This window comes from Arthrobacter sp. ISL-65 (assembly GCF_018613795.1).
Lineage (GTDB): Bacteria > Actinomycetota > Actinomycetes > Actinomycetales > Micrococcaceae > Arthrobacter.
On the sequence record NZ_JAGGPN010000030.1, the window covers coordinates 71,550 to 93,909 of the forward strand.

The 22,360-nt window shown below is 62.0% G+C and carries 23 protein-coding genes; 2 read left to right on the plus strand and 21 right to left on the minus strand.

Going from position 1 to position 22,360, the window contains the following annotated elements:
- Positions 1–40: 40 nt before the first annotated feature.
- The 21 genes from rplE to rpoB all read right to left on the minus strand — a co-directional run bounded on the left by rplE (position 41) and on the right by rpoB (position 20,169).
- Positions 41–622 (minus strand): 50S ribosomal protein L5, encoded by a 582-nt coding sequence (gene rplE, locus J7I85_RS12865; RefSeq protein WP_003803769.1) that lies wholly within the window; start codon positions 620–622, stop codon positions 41–43.
- The gene (rplX, locus tag J7I85_RS12870) at positions 622–981 is read right to left on the minus strand and encodes a 50S ribosomal protein L24 (protein ID WP_102973687.1); all 360 of its coding nucleotides are present in this window, start codon (positions 979–981) and stop codon (positions 622–624) included. Before rplX ends, rplE begins: the two co-directional genes overlap by 1 nt.
- 3 nt (positions 982–984) lie before the next feature.
- Positions 985–1,353 (minus strand): 50S ribosomal protein L14, encoded by a 369-nt coding sequence (rplN, locus tag J7I85_RS12875; protein WP_003803789.1) that lies wholly within the window; start codon positions 1,351–1,353, stop codon positions 985–987.
- Positions 1,354–1,759: 406 nt separating this feature from the next.
- Entirely contained in the window at positions 1,760–2,065 is a 306-nt protein-coding gene (gene rpsQ, locus J7I85_RS12880; protein WP_076801234.1) for a 30S ribosomal protein S17, read from the minus strand.
- Positions 2,062–2,391: a 50S ribosomal protein L29 gene (gene rpmC, locus J7I85_RS25540; RefSeq protein WP_003803792.1), complete on the minus strand. Its 330-nt coding sequence runs from the start codon at positions 2,389–2,391 to the stop codon at positions 2,062–2,064. Before rpmC ends, rpsQ begins: the two co-directional genes overlap by 4 nt.
- Positions 2,392–2,393: 2 nt before the next feature.
- Positions 2,394–2,810, minus strand: a complete 417-nt coding sequence (rplP, locus tag J7I85_RS12890; RefSeq protein WP_102973688.1) for a 50S ribosomal protein L16 — start codon at positions 2,808–2,810, stop codon at positions 2,394–2,396.
- A complete protein-coding gene (rpsC, locus tag J7I85_RS12895) occupies positions 2,811–3,647 on the minus strand; it encodes a 30S ribosomal protein S3 (protein ID WP_214852276.1) in 837 nt (278 codons plus the stop codon).
- Entirely contained in the window at positions 3,648–4,013 is a 366-nt protein-coding gene (gene rplV, locus J7I85_RS12900; protein WP_003803798.1) for a 50S ribosomal protein L22, read from the minus strand. It abuts the gene before it with no gap.
- A 38-nt stretch (positions 4,014–4,051) separates the two neighbouring features.
- The gene (gene rpsS / locus J7I85_RS12905) at positions 4,052–4,333 is read right to left on the minus strand and encodes a 30S ribosomal protein S19 (RefSeq protein WP_018773666.1); all 282 of its coding nucleotides are present in this window, start codon (positions 4,331–4,333) and stop codon (positions 4,052–4,054) included.
- A 12-nt stretch (positions 4,334–4,345) separates the two neighbouring features.
- Positions 4,346–5,185 (minus strand): 50S ribosomal protein L2, encoded by an 840-nt coding sequence (gene rplB, locus J7I85_RS12910; protein WP_078027238.1) that lies wholly within the window; start codon positions 5,183–5,185, stop codon positions 4,346–4,348.
- Positions 5,186–5,214: 29 nt separating this feature from the next.
- The gene (gene rplW, locus J7I85_RS12915; protein WP_011692807.1) at positions 5,215–5,520 is read right to left on the minus strand and encodes a 50S ribosomal protein L23; all 306 of its coding nucleotides are present in this window, start codon (positions 5,518–5,520) and stop codon (positions 5,215–5,217) included.
- Complete coding sequence (rplD, locus tag J7I85_RS12920; RefSeq protein ID WP_111905193.1) at positions 5,517–6,137, minus strand: 50S ribosomal protein L4; 621 nt, start codon at positions 6,135–6,137, stop codon at positions 5,517–5,519. Before rplD ends, rplW begins: the two co-directional genes overlap by 4 nt.
- Positions 6,138–6,141: 4 nt before the next feature.
- Entirely contained in the window at positions 6,142–6,792 is a 651-nt protein-coding gene (gene rplC / locus J7I85_RS12925) for a 50S ribosomal protein L3 (protein ID WP_102973689.1), read from the minus strand.
- A gap of 17 nt (positions 6,793–6,809) precedes the next feature.
- The gene (rpsJ, locus tag J7I85_RS12930; protein WP_003803825.1) at positions 6,810–7,118 is read right to left on the minus strand and encodes a 30S ribosomal protein S10; all 309 of its coding nucleotides are present in this window, start codon (positions 7,116–7,118) and stop codon (positions 6,810–6,812) included.
- A gap of 419 nt (positions 7,119–7,537) precedes the next feature.
- On the minus strand, positions 7,538–7,663 hold the full coding sequence (locus tag J7I85_RS25545; RefSeq protein WP_285289582.1) for a hypothetical protein: 126 nt from the start codon (positions 7,661–7,663) through the stop codon (positions 7,538–7,540).
- Positions 7,664–7,837: 174 nt separating this feature from the next.
- Entirely contained in the window at positions 7,838–9,028 is a 1,191-nt protein-coding gene (gene tuf, locus J7I85_RS12935) for an elongation factor Tu (RefSeq protein ID WP_102973690.1), read from the minus strand.
- 256 nt (positions 9,029–9,284) lie between these two features.
- The gene (gene fusA, locus J7I85_RS12940) at positions 9,285–11,399 is read right to left on the minus strand and encodes an elongation factor G (RefSeq protein WP_214852277.1); all 2,115 of its coding nucleotides are present in this window, start codon (positions 11,397–11,399) and stop codon (positions 9,285–9,287) included.
- Positions 11,400–11,468: 69 nt separating this feature from the next.
- On the minus strand, positions 11,469–11,939 hold the full coding sequence (gene rpsG / locus J7I85_RS12945; protein ID WP_003803829.1) for a 30S ribosomal protein S7: 471 nt from the start codon (positions 11,937–11,939) through the stop codon (positions 11,469–11,471).
- A 1-nt stretch (position 11,940) separates the two neighbouring features.
- Positions 11,941–12,315 (minus strand): 30S ribosomal protein S12, encoded by a 375-nt coding sequence (gene rpsL / locus J7I85_RS12950; protein WP_018773658.1) that lies wholly within the window; start codon positions 12,313–12,315, stop codon positions 11,941–11,943.
- 345 nt (positions 12,316–12,660) lie between these two features.
- Complete coding sequence (locus tag J7I85_RS12955) at positions 12,661–16,560, minus strand: DNA-directed RNA polymerase subunit beta' (protein ID WP_214852278.1); 3,900 nt, start codon at positions 16,558–16,560, stop codon at positions 12,661–12,663.
- A gap of 102 nt (positions 16,561–16,662) precedes the next feature.
- Positions 16,663–20,169, minus strand: coding sequence for a DNA-directed RNA polymerase subunit beta (gene rpoB / locus J7I85_RS12960; RefSeq protein ID WP_214852279.1), 3,507 nt, complete (start codon positions 20,167–20,169; stop codon positions 16,663–16,665).
- A 392-nt stretch (positions 20,170–20,561) separates the two neighbouring features.
- Between rpoB and J7I85_RS12965 the strand changes: the two genes are divergently transcribed.
- Both J7I85_RS12965 and J7I85_RS12970 read left to right on the plus strand, forming a co-directional pair.
- Entirely contained in the window at positions 20,562–21,761 is a 1,200-nt protein-coding gene (locus J7I85_RS12965; RefSeq protein WP_214852281.1) for an acetyl-CoA C-acetyltransferase, read from the plus strand.
- Positions 21,761–22,342 (plus strand): aminoacyl-tRNA deacylase, encoded by a 582-nt coding sequence (locus J7I85_RS12970; RefSeq protein WP_251024295.1) that lies wholly within the window; start codon positions 21,761–21,763, stop codon positions 22,340–22,342. The genes J7I85_RS12965 and J7I85_RS12970 overlap by 1 nt, the downstream gene beginning before the upstream one ends.
- Positions 22,343–22,360 lie beyond the last annotated feature (18 nt).

Below are 22,360 nucleotides of genomic sequence, written 5' to 3' on the forward strand. Positions count from 1 at the left end.
CCCTGTGGGATCAGAGCGGCCGGACCTTTTACGTAGTTAATTAAGCTTCGGTTTTGAACGGGAAACCAAGCGCCTTGAGCAGCGCGCGGCCTTCGTCGTCGGTCTTGGCGGTGGTCACAACCGTGATGTCCATGCCGCGGGTGCGGTCGATGGAGTCCTGGTCGATCTCGTGGAACATAACCTGCTCGGTCAGACCGAAGGTGTAGTTGCCGTTGCCATCAAACTGCTTGCCGCTGAGGCCGCGGAAGTCGCGGATACGGGGCAGGGCCAGCGTGACCAGACGGTCCACGAATTCCCACATGCGGTCGCCACGCAGGGTTGCGTGTGCACCAATGGGCATGCCTTCGCGCAGCTTGAACTGGGCGATCGACTTGCGGGCCTTGGTGACCTGCGGCTTCTGGCCGGTGATCAGGGTGAGGTCGCGGACAGCGCCGTCGATCAGCTTGGAGTCCTTAGCGGCATCTCCAACACCCATGTTCACTACAACCTTGACCAGACGGGGAACCTGGTTCACGTTCTCGTACTTGAATTCCTCAAGAAGCGCGCTCTTGATGGAATCGGCGTACTTGGTCTTCAGACGAGGAACGATCTTCGTTGCCGGAGTCTCGAGAGTCTCAGTCATTAGATGTCCTTCCCGGAGCTCTTGGCCACGCGGATGCGGACGGTCTTCTTGACGCCGTCCTTCTCAACGGTGTCGAGGCGGAAACCGACGCGGGTCGGCTTCTTGGTGGACGGGTCAACCAGAGCCACGTTGGAAACGTGGATGGAAGCCTCGACAACCTCGATGCCGCCGGTCTTGGTGCCGCGCTGCGACTGGCCGACCTTGGTGTGCTTGGTTACGCGGTTGATACCCTCAACCAGCACGCGGTTGGTTTCCGGGAACACGCGCAGAACCTTGCCCTGCTTGCCACGGTCGCCGCCGCGCTCAGCCTTGGCGCCAGTGATGACCTGAACCAGGTCACCCTTTTTGATCTTAGCCATGGACTAGAGCACCTCCGGAGCCAGAGAAACGATCTTCATGAACTTCTTGTCACGGAGTTCACGACCAACCGGTCCGAAGATACGGGTACCGCGGGGGTCACCGTCGTTCTTCAGGATGACGGCTGCGTTCTCGTCAAACTTGATGTAGGAACCATCCGCACGGCGGCGTTCCTTCTTGGTACGGACGATGACAGCCTTGACGACGTCGCCCTTCTTTACGTTGCCGCCCGGAATTGCATCCTTGACGGTTGCGACGATGACGTCGCCAATGCCTGCGTAGCGACGGCCAGATCCACCGAGAACGCGAATGGTAAGGATTTCCTTAGCACCCGTGTTGTCGGCGACCTTGAGTCGCGACTCCTGCTGAATCACTATTTACTCCTTGCGTCGCGCCGGTTCTCAGACCGAAAATCTTCCTACGGAATGAGCCTTGCGGAACGGTTGATCGGGGTGTCTCTTGACCTGACTGGATTTTGCCAGACCAGGCCTAAACGCCCGTGCCACAAACAGTTGCTTCCCAGCCCGTCTAGGCGCAGGGGGGCACTATGCCGTGGCACGATTGTTTACGAGGTTTGCTGTCGGCGCACAAAAGGCGCCATACAAACTCAATATCCTAGCACGTTTCCCCGGCATCCCCATATCACAACCGGCAGGGGGCGATCCACTCCCCCACGTACCCGGCCCAACGCCGTCGGACGTTCCCGACTAACGCGGAAACCCCCGCTCCCAAAGGGAACGGGGGTTTCCATTACAGCCGCCAGGAGCGATGCTGCGGGTGTTACTTAGCCTTCTCGAGGATCTCCACGAGCCGCCAGTTCTTGGTGGCGGACAGCGGGCGGGTCTCGGCGATGACAACCAGGTCGCCGATGCCGGCGGTGTTCTGCTCGTCGTGTGCCTTGACCTTGGAGGTGCGGCGGATGACCTTGCCGTACAGGGCGTGCTTCACGCGGTCTTCAACCTGAACAACGATGGTCTTGTCCATCTTGTCAGAGACCACGTAGCCGCGACGCGTCTTACGGTAACCGCGCTGCTCAGCCGTAGCTGCCGTAGCAGTTTCCGTCACGTTCTCGTCCTTTTCACTCACTTGGCGTCCTCCTCGGTCTCAGCCTCGGCGGGCTTTTCAGCCTTCTTAGCTGCAGACTTCTTGGACTTCTTTTCTTCCTTGGCTTCCACAACCGGTGCGGCAACCTCGGCACGAATGCCCAGCTCGCGCTCACGGAGAACGGTGTAGATGCGTGCGATGTCCTTCTTTACCGCGCGCAGACGACCGTGGTTCTCCAGCTGTCCGGTGGCGGACTGGAAACGCAGGTTGAACAGCTCTTCCTTGGACTTGCGGAGTTCTTCAACGAGACGCTCGTTGTCGAAACCGTCCAGCTGTGCGGGTGCAAGATCCTTTGACCCAACTGCCATTTCTATTCACCACCTTCGCGACGCACAATGCGTGCCTTCAACGGGAGCTTGTGGATTGCCAGGCGCAGGGCCTCGCGAGCTACCTCATCACTGACACCGGAGAGTTCAAAGAGAACCCGGCCCGGCTTGACGTTGGCGACCCACCATTCCGGCGAACCCTTACCGGAACCCATGCGGGTTTCGGCAGGCTTCTTGGTCAGCGGACGGTCCGGGTAGATGTTGATCCAGACCTTACCGCCACGCTTGATGTGGCGGGTCATCGCGATACGGGCAGATTCGATCTGACGGTTCGTGACGTATGCCGGGCTCAGGGCCTGGATGCCGTACTCACCGAAGGAGACCTTGGTACCGCCCGTGGCAGCGCCGGAACGACCCGGGTGGTGCTGCTTACGGTGCTTGACTCGACGTGGGATAAGCATTTAAGCCTGTCCTCCTTCTGCTGCCTGTGCCGGTGCTGCTGCCTCGGCTGCCGGAGCTGCAGCAGCAGGTGCTGCGTCGGCTGCCGGACGGTCGGTACGACGACGGCGGTCACCACGGTCAGCGCCACCCGGGCGGCCCGGACGGTCGCCGGAGCGGCCACGGGACGGAGCAGCAGCTGCCTGCTGAGCCAGTTCCTTGGAGGTGACGTCGCCCTTGTAGATCCAGACCTTCACGCCGATGCGGCCGAAGGTGGTCTTGGCTTCGTAGAAGCCGTAGTCGATGTTCGCGCGGAGGGTGTGCAGGGGCACACGGCCTTCGCGGTAGAACTCCGAGCGGGACATTTCTGCGCCACCCAGACGGCCCGAGCAAGCGATACGGATACCCTTGGCACCGGCACGCTGAGCGGACTGCATGGCCTTCTTCATCGCACGGCGGAATGCCACACGGGAAGTCAGCTGCTCTGCAACACCCTGGGCAACAAGCTGCGCTTCCATCTCGGGGTTCTTGACCTCGAGGATGTTCAGCTGGACCTGCTTGCCGGTGAGCTTTTCGAGCTCGCCGCGGATGCGGTCTGCCTCGGCGCCGCGGCGGCCGATGACGATGCCCGGACGTGCCGTGTGGATGTCCACGCGGACACGGTCGCGGGTGCGCTCAATCTCGACCTTGGCGATACCGGCGCGCTCCATGCCCGTGGACATGAGCTGGCGGATACGGATGTCTTCGCGAACGAAGTCCTTGTACCGCTGGCCGGCCTTGGTGCTGTCAGCGAACCAGTGCGATACGTGATCGGTGGTGATGCCCAGTCGGAACCCGTGCGGGTTTACTTTCTGTCCCACTTAGCGAGCCTCCTCTTTCTCCGGGGTAGCGACTACCACGGTGATGTGGCTGGTGCGCTTCTTGATCTGAAATGCACGACCCTGAGCACGCGGCTGGAACCGCTTCATGGTCGGGCCTTCATCAACAAACGCTTCGCTGATGATGAGGTCACCTTCGTCGAACGCAACACCGTCGCGGTCCGCGAGGACCCGGGCGTTGGAGATTGCCGACTGAACTACCTTGAATACCGGCTCCGAAGCTGCCTGGGGGGCAAACTTCAGAATTGCCAGAGCCTCGTTCGCTTGCTTACCACGAACAAGGTTGACGACGCGCCGGGCCTTCATAGGCGTTACGCGGATGTGGCGCGCAATTGCCTTGGCTTCCATTGCTTTCCTTCTCTCGTCTTTGACGTAAGTGCAGGCGCCTAGCGGCGCTTGCCCTTACGGTCGTCCTTGACATGGCCGCGGAATGTCCGCGTGGGAGCGAATTCGCCGAGCTTGTGCCCGACCATCGACTCGGTGACAAACACCGGGATGTGCTTGCGTCCGTCGTGCACGGCGATCGTGTGCCCGAGCATGTCCGGGACGATCATCGAGCGGCGGGACCAGGTCTTGATGACGTTCTTGGTGCCCTTTTCGTTTTCCCTTGCGACCTTCACAAAGAGGTGCTGGTCAACGAAAGGACCTTTTTTCAGGCTGCGTGGCATGTGTCCAGGCTCCTATCGCTTGTTCTTGCCAGTACGACGGCGACGAACAATAAGCTTGTCGCTCTCTTTGTTGGGACGGCGGGTGCGGCCTTCGCGCTTACCGTTCGGGTTGACCGGGTGACGTCCACCGGACGTCTTACCCTCGCCACCACCGTGCGGGTGGTCAACCGGGTTCATGGCGACACCACGGACGGTCGGGCGAACGCCCTTCCAGCGCATACGGCCAGCCTTGCCCCAGTTGATGTTCGACTGCTCGGCGTTGCCGACCTCGCCGATCGTGGCGCGGCAGCGCACGTCAACGTTGCGGATTTCGCCGGAGGGCAGTCGCAGCTGGGCGAAGCGGCCTTCCTTGGCGACGAGCTGAACAGAAGCACCGGCGGAACGGGCCATCTTGGCACCGCCGCCCGGACGCAGCTCAACCGCGTGGATAACAGTACCCACGGGGATGTTGCGCAGGGGCAGGTTGTTGCCAGGCTTGATGTCAGCGTCGGCGCCGGCTTCCACGAAGTCGCCCTGGGAGAGCTTGTTCGGGGCGATGATGTAGCGCTTGGTGCCATCAACGTAGTGCAGGAGGGCGATGCGAGCCGTACGGTTCGGATCGTACTCGATTTCGGCAACGCGGGCGTTGACGCCGTCCTTGTCGTGGCGACGGAAGTCGATCAGACGGTACTGGCGCTTGTGTCCACCGCCCTTGTGACGGGTGGTGATCTTACCGGAGTTGTTACGGCCGCCCTTTTTGGGCAGCGGACGTACCAACGACTTTTCCGGCGTCGACCGCGTGATTTCGGTGAAGTCAGCTACGCTCGAGCCGCGACGGCCCGGCGTAGTCGGCTTGTATTTACGGATTCCCATAATTTATTTCCTCGTTAAAGTGGTCTCCGCTACGCGAGCGGACCGCCGAAGATGTCGATAGTGCCTTCTTTGAGGGTCACAATGGCACGCTTGGTGTTCTTGCGGGTACCCCATCCGAATTTGGTGCGCTTGCGCTTACCGGCACGGTTGATGGTGTTGATCGATTCGACCTTGACGGAGAAAATCTTCTCCACGGCCAGCTTGATCTCGGTCTTGTTCGAGCGGGGGTCCACCAGGAAGGTGTACTTGCCCTCGTCGATCAGGCCGTAGCTCTTTTCCGAAACGACGGGTGCAAGCACGACGTCGCGCGGGTCTTTGATGGTGGCTGCGCTCACTTGGCATCCTCCTCGTTCTTTGCAGCCTTGTCAGCAACGAATGCTTCGTAGGCAGCCTTGGTGAAGACTACGTCGTCAGAAACGAGAACGTCGTAGGTGTTCAGCTGGTCTGCGTACAGAACGTGAACTTCCTCGAGGTTGCGCACGGACAGTGCAGCAACATCGTTGGCGCGCTCAATGACAACGAGCAGGTTCTTGCGCTCGGAGACGCCGCGCAGCGTTGCCAGTGCTTCCTTGGAGGACGGCTTGTCGCCGGCAACCACATCAGCAATAACGTGGATGCGTCCGTTACGGGCGCGGTCAGACAGTGCGCCGCGCAGTGCAGCAGCAATCATCTTCTTGGGGGTGCGCTGGCTGTAGTCACGCGGGGTGGGACCGTGGACAACGCCACCACCGGTCATGTGAGGAGCACGGATCGAGCCCTGACGGGCGCGGCCGGTACCCTTCTGCTTGAACGGCTTGCGGCCTGCACCGGAAACTTCGGCGCGGGTCTTGGTCTTGTGGGTACCCTGGCGAGCAGCAGCGAGCTGTGCAACGACGACCTGGTGCAGCAGCGGCACGTTGGTCTGAACGTCGAAGATCTCTGCAGGCAGGTCAACCTTGACAGTGCTAGTCATTTAACTAGGCTCCCTTCACGGCGGTGCGTACGAGTACGACCTGGCCGCGGGCGCCGGGGACGGCACCCTTGATCAGGAGCAGCGACTTCTCGACGTCAACCGCGTGAACAGTGAGGTTCAGCGTGGTGTGACGAACGGCGCCCATGCGGCCGGCCATTTTCATGCCCTTGAAGACGCGGCTCGGGGTGGATGCGCCACCGATAGAACCGGGCTTACGGTGGTTCTTGTGGGCACCGTGGGAAGCTCCAACGCCGTGGAAGCCGTGACGCTTCATAACACCGGCGAAGCCCTTACCCTTGGTGGTGCCAACGACGTCGATCTTCTGGCCGGCTTCGAAGACCTCTACAGAGAGCTCCTGGCCCAGCTCGTACTCAGCAGCATCTGCGGTACGGAGTTCGACGACGTGACGGCGAGGCGTGACGCCTGCCTTTTCAAAGTGACCAGCCAGCGGCTTGGTGACCTTGCGGGGATCGATCTGGCCGTAGCCGATCTGAACGGCGACGTAGCCATCAACTTCTGCGTTGCGCAGCTGGGTGATGACGTTCGAGTCAGCCTGGACAACAGTGACGGGGATGAGCTTGTTGTTCTCGTCCCAGACCTGGGTCATGCCGAGCTTCGTGCCCAGCAGGCCCTTTACGTTACGGGTTGCGGTCATAGTCTCTCAGCACCTCCCTACAGCTTGATTTCGATGTTCACGTCGGCCGGCAGGTCGAGACGCATGAGCGAGTCAACAGCCTTGGGCGTGGGGTCGATGATGTCGATCAGACGCTTGTGCGTGCGCATTTCAAAGTGCTCGCGGCTGTCCTTGTACTTGTGGGGAGAGCGGATAACGCAGTACACGTTCTTCTCCGTGGGCAGCGGCACGGGGCCGACTACCGTTGCGCCTGCGCGCGTGACCGTCTCAACGATCTTCCGTGCTGAAACGTCAATGACCTCGTGGTCGTATGACTTCAGCCGGATGCGGATTTTTTGTCCCGCCATGTCGCCTGACTCTCTTTCAGTAAGTGCTGCTCTGTTTACTTGCGTGTTGCATGTGGCTGCCGAAGCATTTGAAGTCGTAACTACCACCCGCCGCACAAGCTGAATCCGGATAAATCCGGGTTCCTCAACCTGCCGACGTAACCGACCCCCGCGGTCGGGCGTGTCGCGCTGTGCATGACGCACGAGCCCGCATTTCCTTGGGGGGTGGGTTATGTTTGGGCTTCAACCTGGACCCTGGCACCCGGCATTATCCGGATCGGGACACGAAGAAGCGCTTGAACAACTCAACTAGTATGCCGGAATTTGTCCGAGGAAGCGAATCGGGCCTTGAGTTGTATCCTTTGCCGGCCGCGGGCATCCGTTGCCGGCGCTAATTCTGGGCGTCCAGACGCCCAAGGGCTACTGCCTTCTGCCCGGGGCTACTGGTTCTTGTTGGCCCGGTTGATCCGCTTGGCGCGTTCAATCTCGTGGCGGAAGTGTTTCTTCGTCCAAACAATGCCCACCACTACCGCGGCAACCACCAGCAGAAAAATAAGCCAACCCATGATGCTCCCTCTTTGTCGCGGATCTGTCGCGATCACTAACCCTATCAGGCCGGCCCGCTGCCCACTGGAGGGAACTGCAGATACAAAAACAGCCCCGCTGCGAGTAGCAGCGGGGCTGTTTTCGAACATCACGTCAGGCCGTTAGCCGGCCCTTCGATCCGCAATCAGCAAGAATTACTTGTTGATCTTGGTGACACGTCCCGAACCAACGGTGCGGCCGCCTTCACGGATAGCGAAGCCGAGGCCCTCTTCCATAGCGATCGGCTGGATGAGCGCAACGGTCATCTCAGTGTTGTCGCCAGGCATAACCATTTCCGTGCCTTCCGGCAGGGTGATAACGCCGGTTACGTCCGTGGTACGGAAGTAGAACTGCGGGCGGTAGTTCGAGTAGAACGGGTTGTGACGTCCGCCTTCGTCCTTGGAGAGGATGTAGACGTTGGCCTCGAAGTCGGTGTGCGGGGTGATGGAACCCGGCTTGACGACAACCTGGCCACGCTCGACGTCGTCGCGCTTCAGACCGCGGAGCAGGAGGCCACAGTTCTCGCCGGCCCATGCTTCGTCGAGCTGCTTGTGGAACATCTCGATACCGGTAACCGTGGTCTTCTGGACCGGGCGGATACCGACGATCTCGACCTCAGAGTTGATGGCGAGGGTACCGCGCTCGGCGCGGCCCGTCACAACGGTGCCACGACCGGTGATGGTGAAGACGTCCTCGATCGGCATCAGGAACGGCTTGTCGCGGTCACGTACGGGGTCCGGAACGGACTCGTCGACAGCAGCCATCAGGTCCTCAACGGACTTGACCCACTCCGGGTCGCCTTCCAGGGCCTTCAGGCCGGAAACGCGAACGACCGGTGCTTCGTCGCCATCGAAGCCCTGCGAGCTCAGGAGCTCACGAACTTCCATTTCAACGAGGTCGAGGAGTTCCTCGTCGTCAACCATGTCTGCCTTGTTCAGCGCGACCAGCAGGTAGGGAACACCAACCTGGCGGGCGAGCAGAACGTGCTCGCGGGTCTGAGCCATCGGGCCGTCAGTAGCGGCAACCACGAGGATCGCGCCGTCCATCTGAGCAGCACCGGTGATCATGTTCTTGATGTAGTCAGCGTGACCCGGAGCGTCTACGTGTGCGTAGTGGCGCTTCTCGGTCTGGTACTCAACGTGGGAGATGTTGATGGTAATGCCGCGCTGACGCTCTTCGGGAGCAGAGTCGATCGACGCGAAGTCACGCTTCTCGTTGAGAGTCGGGTACTTGTCGTACAGCACCTTGGAAATGGCGGCCGTCAACGTCGTCTTACCGTGGTCAACGTGACCGATGGTACCGATGTTAACGTGCGGCTTAGTCCGCTCGAACTTTGCCTTTGCCACAGGTTCCTCCTAGAACGTTTTTCAAATGGCTTACCTTCAACCGCGCTTATCGCGGCAGAAACTCCAGTAAGTCTACTTGGGGGGCTTTGGATTGGTGAAATTTCAGATTCAGGAACTAATACTAGTGCCTAAAGCCTGTTCGTGCTGATGGCCGGAACCAGGACGGAACCAGTGTTCCGGCCATCCGCACTAGGTGTGTTCCGCAGAGGAAACGCACCCGGTTTTTCGCAGCTTGTCGCGTGGACAGTCCTGGGGACTATTCGCCGCGGGACTTCTGAATGATCTCGTCGGCAAATGCCTTCGGGACCTCGGCGTAGCTGTGGAACGTCATGGAGTACACAGCGCGGCCCTGGGTCTTTGAACGCAGGTCACCGATGTAGCCGAACATGCCGGACAGCGGGACGTGCGCACGGATGACCTTGACACCCTGTGCATCTTCCATGGACTGCATCTGGCCACGGCGGGAGTTGAGGTCACCGATTACTTCACCCATGTATTCCTCAGGGGTGCGGACCTCGACATCCATCAGCGGTTCGAGCAGAACAGGGTTCGCCTTGCGTGCGGCTTCCTTGAAAGCCATGCGGCCGGCGATCTTGAACGCCATTTCCGAGGAGTCAACATCGTGGTAGGCGCCGTCAATCAGCGTTGCCTTGATGCCGACAACCGGGTAACCGGCCAGGACGCCGTCGTTCAGTGCATCCTGGATACCGGCGTCAACCGACGGGATGTATTCGCGCGGAATACGGCCACCGGTCACCTTGTTCTCGAACTCGTACAGCTCGCCTTCGGAGGTGTCCAGCGGCCCGATGGCAATCTGGATCTTTGCGAACTGGCCCGAACCACCGGTCTGCTTCTTGTGCGTGTAGTCGTGACGCGCAACAAGATTCTTGATGGTTTCGCGGTAAGCGACCTGCGGCTTGCCAACGTTTGCCTCGACCTTGAACTCGCGGCGCATGCGGTCCACCAGGATGTCCAGGTGGAGCTCGCCCATGCCGGCGATGATGGTCTGACCCGTGTCTTCGTTGAGGGACACCTGGAAGGTGGGGTCCTCAGCGGAGAGCTTCTGGATGGCCGTGGAGAGCTTCTCCTGGTCACCCTTGGTGTTGGGCTCGATGGCAACCGAGATCACGGGCTCCGGGAAGCTCATGGACTCGAGGACAATCTGGCTGGCGGAATCACACAGGGTGTCACCCGTGGTGGTGTCCTTCAGACCGATCGCTGCGTAGATGTGGCCGGCGGTAGCGCCCTCAACAGGCATTTCCTTGTTGGCGTGCATCTGGAAGAGCTTGCCGATGCGCTCCTTCTTGCCCTTGGTGGAGTTGACCACCTGCGCGCCTGCTTCCACGTGACCGGAGTACACGCGGATGAAGGTGAGCTGGCCGAAGAACGGGTGCGCGGCAATCTTGAACGCCAGAGCCGAGAACGGCTCTTCGGAAGACGGCTTGCGGGTCAGTTCCTTCTCTTCGTCGCGGGGATCGTGACCGATCATCGGCGGGACGTCGAGCGGGTTCGGCAGGTAGTCGATGACAGCATCGAGCATCGGCTGAACGCCACGGTTCTTGAACGCGGAGCCACAGAACACCGGGTACAGCTCAGAGTTGATGGTCATCTTGCGGATGCCGGCCTTGAGCTCATCGATCGAGATCTCTTCGCCCTCAAGGTACTTCTCCATGAGCTCTTCGGAGGACTCTGCAACGGCCTCAACCAGCGCTGCGCGGTACTCTTCAGCCTTTGCCTGGAGGTCAGCCGGGATCTCCTGGATCTCGTACTTCGCACCCATGGTGACGTCACCCTTGGAGTCGCCGGGCCACACCAGTGCACGCATGTAGAGCAGGTCCACGACGCCGATGAAGTCATTCTCGGCACCGATGGGCAGCTGCATAACCAGCGGCTTGGCACCGAGGCGGCCGATGATGGTATCCACGGTGAAGTAGAAGTCAGCGCCCAGCTTGTCCATCTTGTTGACGAAGCAGATACGCGGAACGTTGTACTTGTCAGCCTGGCGCCAAACAGTCTCGGACTGCGGCTCCACGCCTTCCTTGCCGTCGAACACGGCAACTGCACCGTCGAGGACGCGCAGGGAGCGCTCAACCTCAACCGTGAAGTCCACGTGGCCCGGGGTGTCGATGATGTTGATCTGGTTGTTTTCCCAGAAGCAGGTCACGGCGGCAGACGTGATGGTGATGCCGCGTTCCTTCTCCTGTTCCATCCAGTCGGTGGTCGAAGCGCCGTCGTGCGTTTCGCCAATCTTGTGGTTCACACCTGTGTAGAACAGGATGCGCTCGGTGGTGGTGGTCTTGCCGGCATCGATGTGGGCCATGATGCCGATATTGCGGACCTTGCTAAGGTCGGTAAGCACGTCCTGTGCCACGGTGTCTCCCTTTCGGATGGACTACGCGTTCGCCGCCGGCTCGTCTGAGCCGGCGGCGTACGGGAAGTTTTACCAGCGGTAGTGGGCGAAGGCCTTGTTGGACTCGGCCATCTTGTGGGTGTCTTCGCGACGCTTCACAGCGGCACCGAGACCGTTGGAGGCATCCAGGATTTCGTTCTGGAGGCGCTCGGTCATCGTCTTTTCGCGGCGGGCCTTGGAGTAGCCGACCAGCCAACGCAGGGCGAGAGCCGTCGAACGGCCCGGCTTGACCTCAACCGGAACCTGGTAGGTGGCGCCACCGACACGGCGGGAGCGGACCTCGAGGGAAGGCTTGACGTTGTCCATGGCCTTCTTGAGGGCTGCAACGGGGTCGCCGCCGGACTTCGCGCGGGCACCTTCGAGGGCACCGTAAACGATGCGCTCGGCGGTGGACTTCTTGCCGTCAACCAGCACCTTGTTGATCAGCTGGGTAACCAGCGGGGAGCCGTAGACGGGATCTGATACGAGCGGCCGCTTCGGGGCCGGACCCTTGCGAGGCATATTACTTCTTCTCCATCTTTGCGCCGTAGCGGCTGCGCGCCTGCTTACGGTTCTTCACACCCTGGGTATCGAGGGCACCACGGACGATCTTGTAGCGGACACCGGGAAGGTCCTTCACACGACCACCACGAACGAGCACAATGGAGTGCTCCTGGAGGTTGTGGCCAACACCGGGGATGTACGCGGTAACTTCGATACCACCGTTGAGGCGCACACGTGCAACCTTACGCAGAGCCGAGTTCGGCTTCTTCGGGGTGGTGGTGTAAACGCGGGTGCAAACACCGCGGCGCATCGGGCTGCCGTTCAGCGCGGGTGCCTTGGTCTTTTTGACCTTCGGCGTGCGGCCCTTGCGGACCAGCTGGTTAATCGTAGGCACTTTCGTGTTCTCCGTTGGTTGATCTCTGCCCCGCGCCAGGCGAGAGCCTGTGTTGCGTGAGAGCTTTGGCGTTGTCCCTGCGGCTTCGGATCCCAAAGGGCCCGTGGGCGTGCAAAAGTGCGGCATTCGTTGCGCACGTAGCCCGCAACCCGGAAACAGGCTCCACCCAGCATCATGAGAACAAAACCGAAATGATGCTGCGGCGGCCTTCATCCACTGCCACACAGAACAATTACACAAAGTCTAGCATGGCTTGATCTTGAGCCTTAATCGGGTGTAGGGCGCAAAGGGAAGGACCCCGCACTCAGTGAGTGCAGGGTCCTTCGTTTGCCTAGCGACTAACGTCTAGCGGAAGTCGTTTCCGAGGTCGTAGTCATCCAGCGGGATGGCGTGGAACTCAGGAGCTCCGTCGCCGCCCAGCGTGTCGTAGGAGAAATCGCTGAACGCGCTGGGGCCGGTGAACAGGTTGGCCTTTGCTTCTTCAGTCGGTTCCACCGTGATCTCGGTGTAGCGCGGGAGGCCCGTGCCGGCCGGGATCAGCTTACCGATGATGACGTTCTCCTTGAGGCCGAGCAGCGGATCGCTCTTGCCTTCCATGGCAGCCTGCGTCAGGACGCGGGTGGTCTCCTGGAAGGAAGCTGCGGACAGCCATGACTCGGTGGCCAGCGACGCCTTGGTGATACCCATGAGCTCGGGACGTCCGGAAGCCGGAGTCTTGCCCTCGGATACAACACGGCGGTTGGCGTCCTCGAACCGGCTGCGCTCTGCCAGCTCGCCGGGGAGCAGGTCGGAGTCGCCGGATTCGATGACCGTGACGCGGCGCAGCATCTGGCGGACGATGACTTCCACGTGCTTGTCGTGGATGCCAATGCCCTGACTGCGGTACACGCCCTGCACTTCGTCCACGAGGAACTTCTGTGCGGCACGCGGGCCCATGATGCGCAGGACCTGCTTTGGGTCGACCGGACCGTTGATGAGCTTCTGGCCCACCGTAACGTGCTGGCCGTCTTCGATCAGGAGGCGCGACCGGCGCAGGACCGGGTAGGCGATCTCTTCGGAACCGTCGTCCGGAGTGATCACCAGACGCATCTGGCGCTCGGATTCCTCGATGGTGATGCGGCCGGCTGCTTCCGCAATCGGCGCCACACCCTTCGGGGTACGCGCTTCGAAGAGTTCCTGGATACGGGGCAGACCCTGGGTGATGTCGTCGCCACCGCTGGCGGACACCGCACCACCGGTGTGGAACGTACGCATGGTCAGCTGGGTACCGGGCTCACCGATGGACTGAGCGGCGATGATGCCAACAGCCTCGCCGATGTCCACGGTCTTGCCGGTTGCCAGCGAACGGCCGTAGCACAGGGCGCAGGTGCCGACGCTGGACTCACAGGTGAGCACGGAGCGGACCTTGACCTCGGTGATGCCGGCTGCGAACAGCTCAGCGATCACGACGTCACCGCAGTCGGTACCACCGGCAGCCAGGACGTTGCCCTTGGAGTCAACGACGTCCACGGCCAGCGTACGGGCGTAGGCGCTGTTCTCGACGTTCTCGTCCAGTGCCAGCTCGCCGTTGGCGTCAGCCACGGCGATCGGGGTGACAAGGCCGCGCTCAGTGCCGCAGTCCTCTTCACGGACAATGACGTCCTGCGAGACGTCCACCAGACGACGGGTCAGGTAACCCGAGTTGGCGGTACGCAGCGCGGTGTCGGCAAGACCCTTACGTGCACCGTGCGTCGCGATGAAGTATTCCAGCACCGACAGGCCCTCGCGGTAGGAGGACTTGATCGGACGCGGGATGATTTCACCCTTCGGGTTGGCCACGAGGCCACGGATACCCGCGATCTGGCGGACCTGCATCCAGTTACCACGTGCACCGGAGGACACCATGCGGTTGATGGTGTTCATCGGCGACAGGCTGTCACGCATGACCTGGGCGATCTCGTTGGTCGCCTTGTTCCAGATCTCGATCAGTTCCTGGCGGCGCTCGTCGTCGTCGATCAGGCCCTTGTCGTACTGGCCCTGGATCTTGGCAGCCCGCTCCTCGTAACCGGCAAGGATGACCGGCTTCTCCACCGGCACCTCGATGTCGGAGATAGCAACGGTGACACCTGATCGGGTTGCCCAGTAGAAACCGGCATCCTTCAGGTTGTCCAGCGTTGCCGCGGTGACAACCTTCGGGTAGCGCTCGGCGAGGTCGTTGACGATGCGGGACAGTTCGCCCTTGTCGGCAACTGCCTCAACCCACGGGTAGTCCTCGGGCAGTGTCTGGTTGAAGAGAACCTGGCCCAAGGAGGTGTCCACGAGAGCGGTCTGACCCGGCTCCCAGCCTTCCGGAGCTTCCCAGCCGGCGTAAGGGACAAAGCCCTCAAGACGGATCTTGACCTGGGAGTTCAGGTGTAGCTCGTGCAGATCGAACGCCATGATGGCTTCCGAGACCGAGGAGAAGATACGGCCTTCGCCAGCTGAACCGACACGCTTGGTGGTCAGGTGGTAGAGGCCGATGATCATATCCTGCGAAGGCAGGGTCACCGGGCGGCCGTCGGACGGCTTCAGGATGTTGTTGGACGACAGCATCAGGATGCGGGCTTCGGCCTGGGCTTCGGGGCTCAGCGGCAGGTGGACTGCCATCTGGTCGCCGTCGAAGTCGGCGTTGAAGGCGCCACAAACCAGCGGGTGGAGCTGGATGGCCTTGCCTTCAACAAGCTGCGGCTCGAATGCCTGGATGCCGAGGCGGTGCAGGGTAGGTGCACGGTTGAGCAGCACCGGGTGTTCGGTGATGATCTCTTCAAGAACGTCCCAGACCTGCGGGCGGTAACGCTCAACCATGCGCTTGGCCGACTTGATGTTCTGGGCGTGGTTGAGGTCAACCAGGCGCTTCATCACGAACGGCTTGAAGAGCTCCAGTGCCATCTGCTTGGGCAGGCCACACTGGTGCAGCTTCAGCTGCGGGCCGACGACGATGACCGAACGGCCGGAGTAGTCGACGCGCTTGCCGAGCAGGTTCTGGCGGAAGCGGCCCTGCTTGCCCTTGAGCATGTCGCTCAGGGACTTCAGCGGACGGTTGCCCGGTCCGGTGACCGGACGGCCGCGGCGGCCGTTGTCGAAGAGGCTGTCAACAGCTTCCTGAAGCATGCGCTTCTCGTTGTTGACGATGATCTCCGGAGCACCCAGGTCAAGCAGTCGCTTGAGACGGTTGTTGCGGTTGATCACGCGGCGGTAGAGGTCGTTGAGGTCGGAGGTCGCGAAGCGGCCACCGTCCAGCTGGACCATCGGGCGCAGTTCCGGCGGGATGACCGGGACAGCGTCCAGCACCATGCCTAGCGGGCTGTTGTTGGTGGTCAGGAACGCGTTGACCACCTTCAGCCGCTTCAGGGCACGGGTCTTGCGCTGGCCCTTGCCGTTGGCGATGATGTCGCGCAGGTTGTCCGACTCGGCCTGCATGTCGAAGTTCTCAAGACGCTTCTTGATGGCTTCGGCACCCATGGAGCCTTCGAAGTACATGCCATAGCGGTCACGCAGCTCGCGGTAGAGGCCTTCGTCACCTTCGAGGTCGGCGACCTTCAGGTTCTTGAAGCGGTCCCAGACCTGCTCGAGCCGCTCGATCTCGGCGTCGGCGCGCTTGCGCACGTTGGCCATCTGACGGTCCGCGGAGTCGCGGGCCTTCTTCTTGTCGGCAGCCTTCGCGCCTTCGCCTTCGAGACGGGCAAGCTCGTTCTCAAGGTCGCGGGCGATCGTGGCGATGTCGGAGTCGCGGTTGTCGATCAACTGCTTCTTCTCGACGTCATGCTCAACCTGCAGGTTGGGCAGTTCCGCGTGGCGGTTTTCTTCGTCGACGCTGGTGATCATGTAGGCAGCGAAGTAGATGACCTTTTCGAGGTCCTTCGGAGCCAGGTCAAGGAGGTAGCCCAGACGGGACGGAACACCCTTGAAGTACCAGATGTGGGTTACGGGAGCAGCCAGTTCGATGTGGCCCATGCGCTCACGGCGCACCTTGGCACGGGTGACCTCGACGCCACACCGCTCACAGATGATGCCCTTGAAGCGCACGCGCTTGTACTTGCCGCAGTAGCATTCCCAGTCACGGGACGGGCCGAAGATCTTCTCGCAGAAGAGGCCGTCCTTCTCGGGCTTGAGCGTGCGGTAGTTGATGGTTTCCGGCTTCTTAACCTCGCCGTACGACCAACCGCGGATGTCTTCCGCGGTGGCGAGGCCGATCTGCATGAGGCCGAAGGAGGATTCGCTGGACATATGGTCCCTGTTCTCTCTTGTTCTCTAAATTCTGAAGTCTTGGTTGCGGGAAGAGTCGCGGGGCCGACGGCGGGTGGTCACCACCCGCCGTCGGGACCCCTGCTAGACCTCTTCTACGGAGCTGGGCTCTGCACGAGACAGATCGATGCCCAGTTCTTCCGCAGCCGTGAAGACTGCGTCATCAGAGTCACGCATTTCAATTGTGGTTCCGTCGGTGGAAAGCACTTCCACGTTCAGGCACAGCGACTGCATTTCCTTGATCAACACCTTGAAGGATTCGGGAACACCCGGCTCAGGGATGTTCTCGCCCTTGACGATCGCCTCGTAGACCTTCACGCGGCCGTGAATGTCATCGGACTTGATCGTGAGCAGTTCCTGGAGCGTGTAGGCGGCGCCATAAGCTTCGAGCGCCCACACTTCCATTTCACCGAAGCGCTGGCCACCGAACTGTGCCTTACCACCCAGCGGCTGCTGCGTGATCATGGAGTACGGGCCGGTGGAGCGGGCGTGGATCTTGTCGTCCACCAGGTGGTGGAGCTTCAGGATGTACATGTAGCCGACCGAGATCGGATCCGGGAACGGCTCGCCGGAGCGGCCGTCGAACAGGCGGGTCTTGCCCGAGGAGTCGATCAGGCGGTCACCGTCGCGGGTCACGTTGGTGGAGTCGAGCAGGCCCGTGATTTCCTCTTCGCGGGCGCCGTCGAAGACCGGCGTTGCAACAGTGGTCTGGCCACTCTCGCGCGGCAGGTTCGGCAGCTGCTTTGCCCACTCCGGCTCGCCTTCGATCTTCCAACCGGTCTTGGCAACCCAGCCGAGGTGCGTTTCCAGCACCTGGCCGACGTTCATACGGCCCGGAACACCCAGCGGGTTCAGGACGATATCAACGGGGGTACCGTCGGCAAGGAAGGGCATGTCCTCGATCGGGAGGATCTTGGAGATAACACCCTTGTTGCCGTGACGGCCGGCGAGCTTGTCGCCGTCGGTGATCTTGCGCTTGGCAGCCACGTAGACGCGGACCAACTGGTTGACGCCGGGGGGCAGTTCGTCGTCGTTGTCGCGGTCGAAGACGCGGACGCCGATGACGGTGCCGGACTCGCCGTGCGGAACCTTCAGGGACGTGTCGCGCACTTCGCGGGACTTCTCGCCGAAGATGGCGCGGAGCAGGCGCTCTTCCGGGGTCAGCTCGGTTTCACCCTTCGGGGTGACCTTTCCGACCAGGATGTCGCCGGCTTCAACCTCGGCACCGATGTGGATGATGCCGCGCTCGTCCAGGCCCGCCAAAACTTCCTCGGACACGTTGGGGATGTCACGGGTGATTTCCTCGGCACCAAGCTTGGTGTCGCGGGCATCGATCTCGTGCTCCTCGATGTGGATGGAGGAAAGGACGTCCTCGGCAACGATGCGCTGCGAGAGGATGATGGCGTCCTCGAAGTTGTGGCCTTCCCATGACATGAATGCCACGAGGAGGTTCTTACCGAGGGCGAGCTCGCCCTGGTCCGTTGCCGGGCCGTCGGCGATGATGCCGCCAACTTCCAGGCGCTGGCCTTCGTTCACCAGGACACGGTTGTTGTAGCAGTTGCCCTGGTTGGAGCGGGCGAACTTGTTGATGCGGTAGTTGGTTTCCGTGCCGTCGTCGTTGAGCATGATGACGAGCTCGGCGGAGACCTCGGTAACCACACCGGCCTTCTTGGCGATGGTGACGTCACCGGCGTCGACGGCTGCGGCGCGCTCCATGCCGGTGCCCACGAACGGGGCCTCGGAACGGACCAGCGGCACGGCCTGGCGCTGCATGTTGGCACCCATGAGTGCGCGGTTGGCGTCATCGTGCTCGAGGAACGGGATCAGGGCGGTTGCCACGGACACCATCTGGCGCGGGGAAACGTCCATGAACTGCACCTCGCCGGCGGGAACGAGCACGGGCTCGCCTCCACCACCGCGGGCACGGACCAGGACGGTCTCTTCAGCGAAGCTCTTGTTCTCGTCGAGCGGAGCGTTGGCCTGTGCGATCAGGACCTCTGCCTCGTCGTCGGCCGTCAGGTACTGGACGTCGTCGGAGACGACGCCGTCCTTGACCAGGCGGTACGGCGTTTCGATGAAACCGAACGGGTTGATGCGGCCGTAGGACGCCAGGGAACCGATCAGACCAATGTTCGGGCCTTCAGGGGTTTCGATGGGGCACATACGTCCGTAGTGGGACGGGTGAACGTCTCGGACTTCCATGCCTGCACGGTCACGGGACAGACCGCCCGGGCCCAGCGCCGACAGGCGGCGCTTGTGGGTCAGGCCGGAGAGCGGGTTGTTTTGGTCCATGAACTGGGACAGCTGGGAGGTTCCGAAGAACTCCTTGATGGCTGCCACCACGGGCCGGATGTTGATCAGGGTCTGCGGCGTGATGGCCTCGACGTCCTGCGTGGTCATGCGTTCGCGGACGACGCGCTCCATGCGGGACAGGCCGGTGCGGACCTGGTTCTCGATGAGCTCGCCGACGGCGCGGATGCGGCGGTTGCCGAAGTGGTCGATGTCATCGATCTCGACGCGCAGCTCGTGGTCTTCGCCATCGCGCTTGCCCATGAGGGTCTTCTCGCCGGCGTGCAGCGCGACGAGGAACTTGATCATGGCGACGATGTCTTCAACGTGCAGGACCGAAGCTTCCTTGTCACCAAGGGAGCGGTCGATGCCAAGCTTGCGGTTGATCTTGTAGCGGCCAACCTTGGCCAGATCGTAGCGCTTGGAGTTGAAGTACAGGTTGTCCAGCAGGGACTGGGCAGCCTCGACTGTGGGCGGCTCGCCCGGACGCAGCTTGCGGTAGATGTCCAGCAGGGCGTCTTCGCGGGTTTCGGTGGCGTCCTTCTCCAGCGTGGCACGCATGGAGTCGTACTGGCCGAACTCCTCGAGGATCTGGCCTTCGGTCCAGCCGAGGGCCTTCAGCAGCACCGTGACCGACTGCTTGCGCTTGCGGTCGAGGCGCACGCCGACCTGGTCGCGCTTATCGATCTCGAGTTCGAACCAGGCGCCGCGGGACGGGATGATCTTTGCGGTAAAGATGTCCTTGTCGCTGGTCTTGTCAGCGGCGCGCTCGAAGTAGGCGCCCGGGGAACGGACCAGCTGGGAAACGACGACACGCTCGGTGCCGTTGACGACGAAGGTGCCCTTCTCGGTCATCAGCGGGAAGTCACCCATGAACACGGTCTGCTGCTTGATTTCGCCCGTGTTGTTGTTCATGAATTCGGCCTTGACGTACAGCGGTGCCGAGTACGTAGCGTCCCGGTCCTTGCATTCAGCCATGGTGTACTTCGGATCAGCGAACTCCGGATCGGAGAAGCTCAGGGACATGGTGCCCTGGAAGTCCTCAATAGGGGAGATCTCTTCGAAGATGTCGGAAAGACCGGAGGAGGTGGCGACGCTCAGGTCGCCTTCTTCGACGGCCTTCGCAACGCGGGCCTGCCAGCGTTCATTTCCGACCAGCCAGTCGAAGCTGTCCGTCTGCAGGGCAAGCAGATTCGGAACGTCAAGAGGTTCGTGAATCTTTGCGAATGAGAGCCGGCGAGTCGCACCATCGGTGCTTGCCGTATTAGCGGTTTCGTTATTAGAGGTGCTCGAGGCGACCAAGAGGGATCCTTCCACAGACCTTCAGGCGTTTTCAGATCTCCCCCGCTTTTCACCCTGCGAAGTGACTCCGCAGTGCTACCATCCGGTTCCGCTATATGACCCGGGACCTGGTTCTGCCCATGCTGGTGACGTTGTTCACGGCACATTGATGGAGCAGCTAACAGGCTAAGCCCACCGCTATATGAAGGCTGAAGGTAAACAGGGAAGACGCAAATATCTACGATACGGCAAAACCCCACGCGTGTCTACCCCACTTGCCAGCAGAATGCAAGCACCGTTGCCACGGGCACCTAACCGGAATGCACCCCGCCTCCCCAGCGTTTGAATGCATAGGTGACCGGGCTCACGATACCCTTAGGCCAACCATCGGCAAAGATCGGAAGAGAAAAACCATGAGCAATTCCGCGGACAACAGCGACGTTGTCATCCTGTCCGGCGCGCGCACCCCGCAGGGCCGGCTGAATGGGCAGCTCGCGAGCTTCACCGCCGTCGAGCTCGGGGCGCACGCCATCAAGGCGGCCATCGTGGCCAGCGGACTGGAAGCCGATCGGGTGGACGCCGTCATCATGGGCCAGGTCCTGCAGGCCGGGACCGGCCAGAACCCGGCACGCCAGAGCGCCATCGGCGCGGGCATCGGCTGGAACGTCCCCACGGTGACCATTAATAAGGTCTGCCTCTCGGGGCTTACCGCCGTGATCGACGCGGCGCGGATGATCCGTGCCGGCGACGCCACCGTCGTCGTCGCCGGCGGCCAGGAATCAATGACGCGGGCGCCCCATGTCCTCCCCGGTTCCCGCCAGGGCTGGAACTACGGCACCGTCCAGGCGCTGGACGTTGCGGCACACGACGGCCTGACCGATGCGTTCGACGGCCAGTCGATGGGCCTTTCCACTGAATCCAAGAACCTTAAGCTGGGCATTGACCGGACCGCGCAGGACAACGTGGCCGCCAATTCACACCAGCGCGCAGCGATCGCCTCGAAGAACGGCGTGTTCGACGACGAGATCTCACCGATCAGCGTCAAGCAGCGCAAGAGTGATCCCCTGGTGGTCTCCACCGATGAGGGCGTCCGACCGGACACCACCGTTGAGTCCCTGGCCGGCCTGCGGGCCGCCTTCGTCACCGACGGCACCATCACGGCCGGCAACTCCTCTCCCCTGTCCGACGGCGCCTCCGCCCTGGTCCTGACCTCGCGCAAGTTCGCGGAGGAGAACGGCCTGGAGTACCTGGCTGTGGTGGGAAAGCCCGGGCAGGTGGCGGGGCCAGACAACTCCCTGCACTCCCAGCCCTCCAACGCCATCGGGCAAGCCTTGGACCGTGCCGGCTGGAGCACTTCCGATCTGGACTTCATCGAAATCAACGAAGCATTCGGTTCGGTGGCCGTGCAGTCCCTCAAGGATCTGGACTACCCGCTGGAGCAGTGCAACATCCATGGCGGTGCCATCGCGCTGGGACACCCGATCGGCGCCTCCGGGGCGCGGCTGGCGCTCCATGCGGCGCATGAGCTGAAGCGGCGCGGCCAGGGCAAGGCGGCAGTCTCGCTCTGCGGAGGCGGCGGCCAGGGCGAGGCCCTCCTGCTGTTCCGCGACTGATGAACGCCGTTCCGGCGTCGGGCGCCGTTCCGGCGTCGGGCGCCGTTCCGGCGCCGGGCGCTGTTCCGGTGCCGGGCGCTAACGGGACCGACGACGGCGGCCAGCCCGCCGGCGGCGCGGGCAGGGAGCGCTTCCTTGCCGACGCCGCCGCGCGAGGCCTGGACGTCCAGCTCGTCGAACGGCTGGCCGCCCACAGCCTCGAGGAGGCGGCCGCGATCCTTGGCATCAGCCCGGCGGACATTGTGAAGACCCTCGTGGTGAAGCACAAGGACGGCAGCTTCCTCTTCGCCCTTATCCCGGGCGACCGCCAGATCTCCTGGCCCAAGCTGCGCGGTCTGGTGGGCGTGAACAAGCTCTCGCTGCCGGCGGCGGATGTGGCCCTGGAGGCGACCGGCTATGAGCGCGGCACCATCACGCCACTGGGCAGCACCACGGCATGGCCGGTCTATGCGGACCACACCATCGCCGGCAAGAGGATTTCCATGGGCGCGGGCCAGCACGGCTACAGCGCCTTCGTCGACGCCGACGCCCTGGTCTCCGCCCTCGGCGCCGTGCTCGCGGACATCAGCGAACCCAACTAGGTGGCAGTTGAGGGGGTT